At 72.4% G+C, this 11,179-nt stretch carries 9 protein-coding genes and 2 tRNA genes; 1 reads left to right on the top strand and 10 read right to left on the bottom strand.

Annotated elements, in window-relative coordinates; translation table 11 throughout:
- Positions 1 to 65: 65 nt before the first annotated feature.
- The 9 genes from QPJ90_RS11915 to QPJ90_RS11875 form a co-directional block, all read right to left on the bottom strand.
- Entirely contained in the window at positions 66 to 1,388 is a 1,323-nt protein-coding gene (locus tag QPJ90_RS11915; protein WP_290131425.1) for a reverse transcriptase family protein, read from the bottom strand.
- A 269-nt stretch (positions 1,389 to 1,657) separates the two neighbouring features.
- Positions 1,658 to 1,733: transfer RNA gene (locus QPJ90_RS11910), tRNA-Glu, on the bottom strand.
- A gap of 71 nt (positions 1,734 to 1,804) precedes the next feature.
- Positions 1,805 to 1,880, bottom strand: a tRNA-Glu gene (locus QPJ90_RS11905).
- Positions 1,881 to 2,039: 159 nt separating this feature from the next.
- Positions 2,040 to 2,675, bottom strand: coding sequence for an MBL fold metallo-hydrolase (locus QPJ90_RS11900; RefSeq protein ID WP_290131424.1), 636 nt, complete (start codon positions 2,673 to 2,675; stop codon positions 2,040 to 2,042).
- Between the two features lie 67 nt (positions 2,676 to 2,742).
- The gene (locus QPJ90_RS11895; protein WP_290131423.1) at positions 2,743 to 3,786 is read right to left on the bottom strand and encodes a LacI family DNA-binding transcriptional regulator; all 1,044 of its coding nucleotides are present in this window, start codon (positions 3,784 to 3,786) and stop codon (positions 2,743 to 2,745) included.
- Positions 3,787 to 3,806: 20 nt separating this feature from the next.
- Positions 3,807 to 4,199 carry a hypothetical protein gene (locus QPJ90_RS11890; protein ID WP_290131422.1) on the bottom strand — a complete coding sequence of 131 codons (393 nt, stop codon included), beginning with the start codon at positions 4,197 to 4,199 and terminating at the stop codon, positions 3,807 to 3,809.
- Positions 4,200 to 4,204: 5 nt separating this feature from the next.
- Positions 4,205 to 5,116 carry a carbohydrate ABC transporter permease gene (locus QPJ90_RS11885; RefSeq protein ID WP_290131421.1) on the bottom strand — a complete coding sequence of 304 codons (912 nt, stop codon included), beginning with the start codon at positions 5,114 to 5,116 and terminating at the stop codon, positions 4,205 to 4,207.
- Positions 5,113 to 6,087, bottom strand: coding sequence for a sugar ABC transporter permease (locus QPJ90_RS11880; protein ID WP_290134219.1), 975 nt, complete (start codon positions 6,085 to 6,087; stop codon positions 5,113 to 5,115). The genes QPJ90_RS11885 and QPJ90_RS11880 overlap by 4 nt, the downstream gene beginning before the upstream one ends.
- Positions 6,088 to 6,293: 206 nt before the next feature.
- Positions 6,294 to 7,583, bottom strand: coding sequence for an ABC transporter substrate-binding protein (locus QPJ90_RS11875; protein ID WP_290131420.1), 1,290 nt, complete (start codon positions 7,581 to 7,583; stop codon positions 6,294 to 6,296).
- Positions 7,584 to 7,908: 325 nt separating this feature from the next.
- On the opposite strand from QPJ90_RS11875, the gene QPJ90_RS11870 reads away from it, so the two are divergent.
- Positions 7,909 to 9,243: a glycosyltransferase gene (locus QPJ90_RS11870; protein WP_290131419.1), complete on the top strand. Its 1,335-nt coding sequence runs from the start codon at positions 7,909 to 7,911 to the stop codon at positions 9,241 to 9,243.
- Positions 9,244 to 9,717: 474 nt separating this feature from the next.
- Here the strand turns inward: QPJ90_RS11870 and QPJ90_RS11865 are convergent, their stop codons facing one another.
- Positions 9,718 to 11,034: a glycosyltransferase gene (locus tag QPJ90_RS11865; RefSeq protein WP_290131418.1), complete on the bottom strand. Its 1,317-nt coding sequence runs from the start codon at positions 11,032 to 11,034 to the stop codon at positions 9,718 to 9,720.
- Positions 11,035 to 11,179 lie beyond the last annotated feature (145 nt).

Below are 11,179 nucleotides of genomic sequence, written 5' to 3'. Positions count from 1 at the left end.
ACTATGTGTCTCAGCGGAACCTCGAACGGGGGAAGAACGGTCGTTCCACCCCGGGGCCCGGATCGTCAGCCCCAGTCGATCCGGTCGAACTCCGCCCGGAGCCGTGCCGCTCGCCCGGGGTGCGTCTGCCCGACCCATCCGATACGGCCGAGCAGGTGCGCGCGGAACTCCGGGTGGCCGTCCCGGTTCTGCGAGTCCGGACCGGACCGGACGCAGTTGTGCAGGATCGCGTGCAGTCGGTCGACCTCGGCGCGGCCGGGCGACAGCCGGTCGTTGACGACCACGCCGGTGACCGACTGCCGGACCCCGCGACGCCGGACCCGGGTCTTGTGCGGGTTGACCGCGTGGCCCTGGTCCCGCACGATCCGCTCGACCCCGGCGACGAACGCCCCCACCCGGGCCGCGAGTGCCGCTCCCCCGCTGAACGTCAGGTCGTCGGCGTACCGCGTGTACGTCGCTCCGGCAGCAGCGGCCCACCCGGCGAGGCGGGCGTCGAGGTGCCGGAGCACGAGGTTCGCGAGCGCCGGCGAGGTCGGCGCGCCCTGCGGCAGGTGCGCCTCGGCCAGGGCACGGCGCAGCGCGGACCGTTCGTCGAGGGAGCCGGCGCCACCGCTCGGCATCGCACGCAGCACGCGCGGCGGGACCTCGTGCACGCACAGCCCGGTGAGGACGTGCGCGACCGGCTCGGCGAGACCGGTGCGCCGGAACACGCCGTACACGCTCGGCGCCCGCACCGTGGCGAAGAACGCGGTGAGGTCCATCGTCACGACGACCTCCGTCCCGACGTGGAGCGCCGCACTCGTCACGACGCTCCTCCCAGGGACGAAGCCGTGCGCCGCCTCGTGCACCGGCAGGGTCGCGAGCAGCCCGTCGAGGACCGTCCGCTGCGCCCGGCGGAGGAGGTGCATCGGCGCTTCGAGCAGCCGGGGCGTCCGGCCGGGACGGACCGTCCACGTGTGCCGGTAGTGGTGCAACGGACCGTCGGGGTCCGCACGCCGGTTCCACCCCTTCGTGTCCGCGAGCCAGAGGAGCCGACCCACCGTCAGGTCGAGCGCGCGAGCGAGTTCGGGCAGCGTGTCGACGACCAGCGGTCCCTCGACGTGTCGTCCGGCCTGGACCGGGGCGACCCGCCGCGCGAGGACGGACACCGGGCGACGACCGATCCGCCGCGCGTGCTCGGAGACGAGCCGGGGCGTCGTCACGAGCACGTCGGCGAGGGCTCGGGGCGCGTCCGTCGGCGGTCGCGGGAACGCCTCGAGTGCGGCCACGACGGCAGCGCCGACGAACGACCGCTCGGGCCCGACCACGTCGTGACCCGCCGCCCGGAGCGTCGCGAGGTCCCAGCCCTCGGCCGCGAGGAACCCGTCGGCGAGGGCGACCGCGATCACGTCGAGGGGCGTGGCGTTCCCGGGGGACCCGTCGGTGCCTCCGTGCGGCAGCGCGCGCGGAGCGCGCCCGCCCGCTCGGGGCGTGGTGTCCTGCTGGTCCTGCGTACCCCGGGGTGACCCCGGAGAGGACGACGCACCGCGTACGTCATCCGCCTCCCCCGGGAACTCCACGCGCTCACCGTACGCGAGACCGGTGACGACGCGCCGCCGGGGCTGCATCGCTCGCGGAACGACGAACGCCCCGCTCCTGGAGGAGCGGGGCGTTCCGGTGGTGACCCCAGCGGGATTCGAACCCGCGTTACCGCCGTGAGAGGGCGACGTACTAGGCCGCTGTACGATGGGGCCGTGGTCCTGCTCGGGAGCGGGACGCACTCGTTGTCGGACTCGGAAGTGAGCCACCTGTGGTGACCCACTGCTGGTGACCCCAGCGGGATTCGAACCCGCGTTACCGCCGTGAGAGGGCGACGTACTAGGCCGCTGTACGATGGGGCCGTTCCGACAACTCGACAAGTATGGCACAGCGCTCGCTCCGCGCCAAAACGAGGCGTGTCGCCCGGGTGTGCCGTCGATCCGCGGCCCGGCCACGACGTGACGCGGCGGTGCGTGACGGACGGGAGGCGCGCCTCCAGGCCGTCTCACCGCGACCGTCCGTCAGACGGTCGTCGTGTCGCCGGGGGCGAGCACGGTCACGGCACCGGCGGGCTCCACGACCTCGCGGAGACGGCCGACGTGCATGCCGAGGCCGACCTCGGAGAGGGTCGCCTCGTGGATCGGGTACGCCCGGCTCGGCGCGATCGCGGCGACCCAGTCCATGAGCTCGCCGATCTGCAGCCAGGGTGCGCCGATCGGGGTCGCGAGCACCTCGACCGGGACGACGGGGACCGTGTAGGCGTCGCCGGGGTGGAAGAGCCGCCCGTCGACGAGCACGCCCGTGTTGTCGATCACGGGGATGCTCGAGTGGATGACGTTGTGCCGGGTGCCGTGGAACGTGAGGTCGAACGGTCCGACGGTGCGGGCGTCCCCGTCGGTGACCACGTCGACCCGGATGCCATCGTCCGCGAGTGCGTCCGCGACCCCCGCGGGGCCGATGACGACGGCGCCGGGGTTCGCGGCGAGGATCCGCTGGACCTGCTCGGGCGTGACGTGGTCGGGGTGGGCGTGCGTGACGACGACCCCCACGACGCCCGTGGTGTCGACCGGCCGGGTGAGGTTCCCCGGGTCGAGGACGAGCCGGGCCCCGTCGCGGGTGAGCACCTGGCACGCGTGTTCGAGCTTCGTGACCTCCATGCCCGCGACCCTACGCGCGGACTCGTCACCGCGGCGGCGCTGCGCGTCACCGCGGCAGCGCTGCGCGTCACCGCGGCGGCGCCGTCGTCCCCCGCACCACGAGCTCCGCGGTCGCCGGCCGGAGCGGCTCCGACCCGTGCCCCTCGACCTCCGCGAGCACGGCACGCGCAGCCGTCCGTCCCTGCGCTTCCGGGTCCTGCGCGACCGTGGTCAGGCCCACGGTCGCGCCGTACTCGTGGCCGTCGACCCCGATCACGGAGAGGTCCTCGGGGACCCGGAGACCGGCACGCTGCGCCGCGAACAGGAGTCCCAGGGCCATCTCGTCGGACGCGCAGAACACCGCCGTGGGTCGCGCGGAGCCGGACCCGGAGCCGGAGCCGGCCCCGGCGCCGGAGCCGGCCCCGGCGCCGAGCAGCGCGGCGCCGGCGTCCGCTCCGCCCGCGAACGAGAAGCGGCCGTCGACCATCCACTCGGGCCGGACGTCGCAGCCAGCGGCCGTCATGGCGTCGACGAACCCGTCGTGCCGCAGGTACGGGACGGCGACGTTCATCCCGTCCTCGTCCTGCCCGCCCATGTACGCGATCGACCGGTGCCCCAGTGACGCGAGGTGCTGCACGGCGAGGTGCGACACCACCGCGTCGTCGACCCCGACGTTCCGCAGCCCCGGGGCCGGTCCGCCGATGACGATCATCGGGTGGCGGGTGAGTTCGAGCTCGGTCCGCTCGGTCTCGTCGAGCACGAGCGACAGCAGCACGAGGGCGTCCACCCGGTGCCGGAGCATCGAGCGTCGGAACGCTCGGTCGCGGTCGCCCCCGGCCCCGCCGAGGTTGTACAGCACCAGGTCGTGCCCGGCCCGGCGGAGCTCCGCGTCGACCCCGCCGAGCGCCTTGACGTAGAACCACCGGTCGATCACCGGGACGACGACGCCGACGGCGCGCTGCCGGCCGGTGGCGAGGCCGGCCGCCGCCGAGCTCGGGACGTACCCGAGCTCGTCGGCGACCCGCCGCACCTGGTCGATCGTCGGTCCGGCCACCGACGGCAGGCCGCGCAGCGCGCGGGACACCGTGGACTTCGACAGTCCGGTGACGGTGGCGATCTCCTGGATGCCCATGGGTCCGGCCTGGAGGCGCGTCACCCGTCCGCCGGGCGACCCGCGTCCGCCGTCCGGCCGGCCGGGACGACCGGTGCGGACCGGACGACGCCGGTCGAGCGGGCCGGGGCGGTCCGCGCCGAGACCGCGCCGTCGCCGGCCGAGCGGGTCGGGGCGGTCCGCGCGGGGACCGCGCCGACGCCGTCCACCTCGCCGGTGGCCTCGTGGTGCCGCCGGAGCACGGACACCCGCCAGCGGTCGAGCAGCACGATCGCCACGACGGCCGCCAGCAGGGTGAGGGCCCAGCCGAGCGCCGGCCGTCCCGTGACCTCGCAGAACACGGTCACCCCGAGGAACAGGACGCCGAAGGTGCCGACGAAGCCGATCGCCTCCTCGATCCGGGCGGTGGGTCGGGTGGGGCCGCGCTGTGCCATCGCCGTCAGCCCTTCACGCCGCCGGCGGTGAGGCCGGCCACGATGCGCCGCTGGAACACGAGCACGAGGATGACCAGCGGGATCGTCACGATCGTGCCGGCCGCCATCACCGCCGTGTAGGGCTCCTGGTGCGGCTGCGACCCGGCGAAGGACGCGATCGCGACCGTGACCGGCTGGGTGGCGTCCGAGGACAGCTGGGACGAGATGAGGTACTCGTTCCAGGAGGAGATGAACGCCAGGATCGCGGTGGTGAACACGGCGGGGGCGGCGAGCGGCATGATGATCCGTCGGAACGCCTGGATCCGCGTGCAGCCGTCGATGCGGGCCGCCTCCTCGAGGTCCCAGGGCATCTCCCGGAAGAAGCTCGCGAGCGTGTACACCGTCAGGGGCAGCACGAACGAGATGCTCGGCAGGATCAGGGCCTGGTACGTGCCCATCCAGCCGATGTCCGTGAAGAGCTGGAACAGCGGCGAGATGAGCGCGACGCCCGGGAACATCGACGCGGCGAGGATCGCACCGGCGATGAGCGACTTCCCCTTGAACTCGAGCCGTGCCAGCGCGTACGCGGCGCTCGTGCCGACGAGCAGCGCGATGACCGTCACGGTGATGCCGATGAACACACTGTTGAGCAGTGCGCGTCCGAGGTGGTTGCCGAGCGCGGTCGAGAACGCCGTCTCGTAGTTCGCGAACGTGAAGTGCGTGAACCACGGTGTCGGGTCGAACGTGAACCCGACGTCACGGAACGACGTCACGACCATCCAGTAGAAGGGCAGGAGGCACCACACGGCGATGACGACGGCCTGGATGCCGGTCCGGAGCTTCTGGCCGGTGTGGCGCTGGATCCGGACCTGGGTGCGGTCGACCTCGCGTTCGCGGGGCCGCGTCGTGGAACGGGGCCGGTCTGCTGCGATGCTCATCGGAGTTCACCCTTCTGCTGGGCTGCCTGGGTCTGGACGACGTTCGCGCCGAGGAACCGGACGAAGATGAACGCGACGAGGAAGATCACGAGGAACGTGATCGTGGAGAGGGCCGACGCGGAGTTGAACCCCTGCCGGATCTGGTCGACGACGAGCACCGACAGCGAGACGGTCGCGTTGCCGGAACCACCACCACCGCCGGTCATGATCGCGATGAGGTCGTAGATGCGGAGGGCGTCGAGGACGCGGAACAGCACCGCGACCATGAGCGCCGGCTTGACGAGCGGGAGCGTGATGTTCCAGAACCGCTGCATCGTCGACGCGCCGTCCATCTTCGCGGCCTCGTAGACCTCGTCCGGGATCAGCTGGAGGCCGGCGAGGATGAGGAGCGCCATGAACGGGGTCGTCTTCCACGTGTCGGCGATGATGATCGCCCACCGGGACGCCCACTCCCCCGAGAACCAGAGGACCTGGTGCCCGATGACGTGGTTGAGGACGCCGTTCGCGTCGAAGATGAAGTACCAGAGCTTCGCGGTGACGGCGGTCGGGATGGCCCACGGCACGAGGATCGCGGCGCGGACGAAGGCACGGCCCTTGAAGTTGCGGTTCATGATGATCGCCATCCACACGCCGATGACGGTCTCGAGGGCGACGGTCACGACCGTGAAGAAGAACGTGTTGCCCATCGCGGTCCAGAACTGGGACCCGAGGTTGCCGGGCGGGCAGGCGGTGTTGCCGCACTGCTGCCCCAGCCAGTGCACGTAGTTCGTGACCCCGGCGAAGCCGCCGGCCACGAAGAGCCCGGTCGCCTTGTCGAGACCGGCGTCGAGCTGGAACGACTGGATGACGGCACTGACGACGGGGTAGCCGATGACGATGGCGAGGAGCACGATCGTCGGGCCGATGAGGTACACGGCCCACCGGCCGTGCTCGGCGTTGAGGCCGCCCTTCCGCCGCTTCGGCGGCTCCATCCCCGTCGGGTTGGGGATGGCGGCGGGGATCTCGGTTGCTGCTGACACGTGACGGCCTCCTTGCCGGGTGTCGGGACGCGAGTGGGGGCGGACTGGGCCCACGCCGCCGGTTCCCGGCCATCGCGGAGCGACGGCCGGGCCGTGCCGGTGGGGGGAGGCACGGTGCACGCTGGCACCGTGCCTCCAGTCCGACGCGGCGCGAGCCGCTAGTTGCTGTTGCCGCTGGTCGCCGTCTTCAGGGCGTCCTGCATGTCCTTCAGGGCTTCGTCGACGCTCTTCGAGCCCTTCAGTGCCGCGTAGGTGTTGTCCTGGATCGCCTTCGTCACGGCCGGGTAGAACGGCGTGACCGGGCGGGGCTCCGCGGACTCGATCGACTTCAGCAGGGTGGGCAGGTACGGCAGCTTGCTCGTCAGCTCGGAGTCGGTGTACAGGTCACCGACCACCGGGGCGAGGGAGCCCTGCGTCGCGAAGAACTTCTGCGTCTCGTTCGACTCCAGGAACTCGAGGAAGTCGTGCGCGGTCGCCTTGTGCTTCGAGTAGACGCTGATCGCGGCGTTGTGGCCGCCGAGCGTCGAAGCGCCGGTGCCGTCCTTGCCGGGGATCGGGGCGATGCCGAAGGTGTCCTTCACCTTCGACGAGCCGTCGGTCTTGGCGAGGTTGTAGACGTACGGCCAGTTGCGCAGGAACAGGAGCTTGCCGTCCTCGAACGCGGTGCGGCCCTGCTCCTCCTGGTACGTGATCGCCTCGGCCGGGATGTTGCCGTCCTTGAAGGCGTCGACGAGGTTCTGCAGACCGGCCTTGGCGTCGGAGGTGTCGACGTCCGGCGAGCCGCTCTTGCTGAGCACCGAGCCGCCGGAGCCGTTGATCGCCTCGGAGGCGTTCACGGTGAGGCCCTCGTACTTCGCGAACTGTCCGGCGTAGCAGCCGATGCCGGCCTCCTTGGCGATGGAGCAGTCCTTCATCATCTCGTCCCACGTGGTCGGCGGGGTCTTGACGAGGTCCTTGCGGTAGTAGAGCAGCGCGCCGTCGGACGTCTGCGGAGCCGCGTACAGCGTGTCGTTGTACGTCGCGGTCTTCACCGTCGCCGGGAGGAGCTTCGACGTGTCGATCTTCATCTTGCCGGTGAGCGGCGTCAGCCAGCCCTTCGCGGCGAACTCCGCGGTCCAGACGACGTCGACGTCGACGACGTCGTAGTTCTCGTCCTTCGCCTGGAAGTGCTGCACGAGGTCGTCGTGCTGCTGGTCGGCCTGGTCGGACTGCTCCTTGAAGGTGACCTTCTCGTCCGGGTGCGCCTTGTTCCACTTGGCGATCAGCGGGCGGACGACGTTCGAGTTGTCCTTGCCCTGCACGTAGGTGATCGGTCCGCGGCTGTCCTGGCCGTTCTGGGCGTCACCGGAGTTCGCGGACCCGCCGCTCGAGCAGCCGGTGAGCACGAGCCCGATCGCGGCGATGCCGGCGACCGAGGCGAACCGCACCTTGGCACGTGTTGTCTTCACGGGGTTGTCTCCTCATCGAGATCACCAGGAGCCCCGATCGGGTGCGATGACGCTGCCTGGAGCAGGCGGCGGTGCCTGCTGACGGAGGAAGTTACGCCCGCGATCGACGTTCCGCAACCGGTTGCATTGGTTCCGTGACCTGCTCGTGATGACCTTCCACCGGGAGGTTTCTGCGAATCTGCCGAAAGTGTGCGCTCACTCTCCCGTCGTTCCTGGGATCGTCGCTGCGCGGGGTGCGGGGCACCGGTGCGGGGTTCCGCACGAACACCGCCGTCACCCGGTCGCGCCGTTGTCCGGTGCCCGCACGCTCCGTAGCGTCGCGGACATGGCCCTGATCCCTCCCGTCACCGTGCCCGGCCCACGTCGGGTCGTCAGCCTCGACCTCGACGCGCCGCTCCCGGAGCTCGTCGCCGACCACCGCGGCTCCTCGGCGCTCGTCGTCGGCTACCGCGGCGGGTTCCCGGTGACGACGCTCGACGTGCTCCTCACCGACGACCCCGCTGATGCCCGTCGTGCCGTCGAGCCGCTCGTGGCGCAGACCGCGGGGACCACGGCCGGCGCCGAGGCGTCGACGTCGGTGCCGGACGAGGACCTCCCGCTCATCTCGGTCGTCGTGTCGACGATCGTCGCGCGCATCGAGACCATCACGACGCTCCTGGCGGTCCTCGAGCAGCTCGACTACCCGCGGTACGAGGTCATCATCGTCGACAACCGCGTGAAGGTGCCGGCGGACGACCAGCTCCCCCGGATCCTCGAGGGGCACAACGTCCGTCTCGTCGTCGAGCGCCGCCCGGGGTGCTCGGCCGGGCGGAACGCCGGGGTCGCGGCGGCGAAGGGCGAGGTCATCGCCTTCACCGACGACGACGTCCGGATCAGCCCGCAGTGGCTCCGGATGATCGGCTCGCGGTTCGTCCGCGAACCCGCGCTGTCCGCGGTGACCGGGCTCATCCTGCCCGAGGAGCTCTCCACCCCCGCGCAGATCTGGTACGAGGCGTACTACGGCGGGTTCAGCGGCGAGCGCACCTTCGAGCCGGTCACCATCGTCCCCGACGACGTCCCCGGTGCGATGCGCAACGCCCGCGCCCGCGCGATCGCCCCCGACGGCCGCGTGCTGAAGCACTTCGCCGTGTACGGCATCGGCGGGTACGGGGCCGGCGCGAACTGGGCCGTCCGGACCTCGGCGTTCCGTGCCGCCGGCGGCTTCGACCCGGTGCTCGGCGCCGGGGTCCCCGCCCGCGGGGGTGAGGACCTCGCGATCTTCATCGACATCCTGTGGGGCGGCGGCCGGATCGGCTTCGAACCGAAGGCCGTCGTGCACCACACCCACCGTGCCGACCTCGAGGGGCTCCACCACCAGCTGCACTCGAACGGCGTCGGGTTCACCGCGCTCATGTGCGCGCTCATCGTGAAGGACCGACGGCACCTGACGGCGCTCACGCGGCTGATGCCGATCGCGGCGAAGGTCAAGCTCAAGCAGCTCGTCACCCGGCTCGCGGGCAAGCGGGACGCGGCGCCGGAGACCGTGACGGAGGCCTCGACCACGAGCATCCCGCGGTCCCTGGCGTACCACGAGTTCCGGGGCTTCCCGGCGGGTCCGGCCGCGTACCTGCGGAGCCGTCGGTTCTGGCGGGACGTCGAGGAGGGGCGCTTCCACCCCTGAGCCGGCGCGGGGCGCTGTGGCGCGGCCGCGGGACCGCTGTCGCGCGACACGTCCGTCGTCGTGCGACAGCGGACGTGTCGCTCCAGCGCGCGTGCAACACCCGGCGCCCGCAACCAGCGACGCGGCCGTCGTCGTACGACAGCGGCGACGTCGTTCCGGCGCGCGTGCAACACCCGGCGCCCGCAACCAGCGACGCGGCCGTCGTCGTACGACAGCGACGACGTCAATCCACAGCGGCCGCCGGACCACCCGCCGTGCACTCGCGGCCCACCCGCGATGGCCTGACACCGACGCGACGTTGCACCCGTCGATCGACACGTGCAACGTCGCACCCGTGTCGCGCCGGTCCATGCGGGCGCATCGTGCGACGTCGCACCCGTCGATCGACGCGCGGGACGTCGGAACGCGCGCGTTTCGTCGCCCGGCGGACCCCGACCGGACCCCGACCCGCCCCGACCCGCGCCCGCCCGACCGCTACCGCGCGGCGAGCCGCCCGCGCACGTACCGCCACGGGCCGCCGAGCGCCGCGGTGAGCTCCGCGCGCTTCAGTCCGGCCGTCGCGGCGCGGAACTCGTCGTCCACCGGCCACCCGCCGACCGCGTCCACCGCTGCCGACACCTGATCGGCACCACCAGCACCACCGCTGCCCTGGCCGAGCGCCCCGAGCTGCCGGAGCGCCCCCACGGCTCGCCGGAGCACGGCGAGCGCGGTACCGGGGCGTGTCATCAGCTTCGCGACCCACGCCCCGAGCCCGGTGCCGTAGCCGAGGGCCTGGGAGCGCAGCGCCTCCCGGTCGGCACGGTGCTTGTGCCACACGATCGCCGAAGGCTCGACGGCGAGCGCCCCACCGGAGAACAGCACCCGCGTGAACAGGTCGGGGTCCTCGCCGGCACGCGCGGGGGTGCCCGGACCGAGGGCGACGTCGAACCCGCCGAGTTCGAGGGCCGCAGCGCGACGGAGGGACATGTTCGCGCCGGTCCCGAACGCGCCGACCGAGAACGGGAAGAGCGGCAGGTCCGCCGGCGGCGCCGCGGTCCGGTACACCCGGCGCTCGGTGTTGCGCGCCCAGGTCACCCGCTCGTCGAAGTACCGCTGCGTCGGCGTCCGGAGCTCACCGCTCGGCACGAGCCCGGTCACGCAGACCACGTCCGCGTCGCGGGCGTACGCCGCGGCGATCGCCGCTGCCCACCACCGGTCGACGACCACGTCGTCGTCGACGAAGGCGACCACGTCGCCGGTGGCCGCCGCGAGACCGGCGTTCCGTGCGCGCGAGACCCCGGCACGGGCCTCCAGGACGTACTGCAGGCGAGGGTCCGTGAACGACGCGACCACGTCGCGGGTCGCGTGGGAGCTGGGTGCGTTGTCGACGACGATCACCTCGAGGTCGTCCCACTCGGACGCGAGCACCGAGGCGACGCAGCGGCGGACGTCGTCCGGTCGGTCCCGGGTCGCGACGACGACGGTGATCCGACCGACGGTCGGACCCTGCGGGGCGGCCGGGAGGCTCGTGGCGCGCAGGGCGCGCAGCGCGCGTGCCGTCTCGGCCGGGTCCAGGGCACCGTCCGTGCCGACCGCGAGGTCGACGGAACCCGCGAGTTCGCGGCCGTCCCGGACGAGGAGCCGCGCGCGGTGGAACCCCTCGGCGCCGGCGAGGACGACGGCGTCGGCCGCGAGTGCCTCGCCCCGGTCGACGGCGCCGACCCAGGCGGCACCGGACCAGGTCGGTGCGTCCGCAGCGGGCATCGCGGGCTGCAGGGTGAGCACGCCGGTCATCGTGGGACGGTCGGTCATGCTCCGATGCTCCGGTGCTGTCGTGCGGCGGTCAACGACGGTCGCGCGTGGGTGCGCGGACCTTGCGGTTTGCCGCCACCTGACAGCCCCGCTCCCCTAGGATCGTGGGGATCCCCGGGCGTCTGGTCGGGGGCACGAGGAGGAC

The sequence above is a fragment of the Curtobacterium sp. 458 genome, assembly GCF_030406605.1.
Classification (GTDB): domain Bacteria; phylum Actinomycetota; class Actinomycetes; order Actinomycetales; family Microbacteriaceae; genus Curtobacterium.
This window is presented reverse-complemented; position numbering and strand designations above follow the sequence as displayed.

What these genes read in the sequence shown, in the direction of transcription:
- QPJ90_RS11870 (WP_290131419.1), top strand. Translation starts at nt 7,909, where the DNA reads ATGGCCCTGATCCCTCCCGTCACCGTGCCCGGCCCACGTCGGGTCGTC.
- QPJ90_RS11890 (WP_290131422.1), bottom strand. Translation starts at nt 4,199, where the DNA reads ATGGCACAGCGCGGCCCCACCCGACCCACCGCCCGGATCGAGGAGGCG.
- QPJ90_RS11885 (WP_290131421.1), bottom strand. Translation starts at nt 5,116, where the DNA reads ATGAGCATCGCAGCAGACCGGCCCCGTTCCACGACGCGGCCCCGCGAA.
- QPJ90_RS11900 (WP_290131424.1), bottom strand. Translation starts at nt 2,675, where the DNA reads ATGGAGGTCACGAAGCTCGAACACGCGTGCCAGGTGCTCACCCGCGAC.
- QPJ90_RS11880 (WP_290134219.1), bottom strand. Translation starts at nt 6,087, where the DNA reads ATGGAGCCGCCGAAGCGGCGGAAGGGCGGCCTCAACGCCGAGCACGGC.
- QPJ90_RS11895 (WP_290131423.1), bottom strand. Translation starts at nt 3,786, where the DNA reads ATGGGCATCCAGGAGATCGCCACCGTCACCGGACTGTCGAAGTCCACG.
- QPJ90_RS11865 (WP_290131418.1), bottom strand. Translation starts at nt 11,034, where the DNA reads ATGACCGACCGTCCCACGATGACCGGCGTGCTCACCCTGCAGCCCGCG.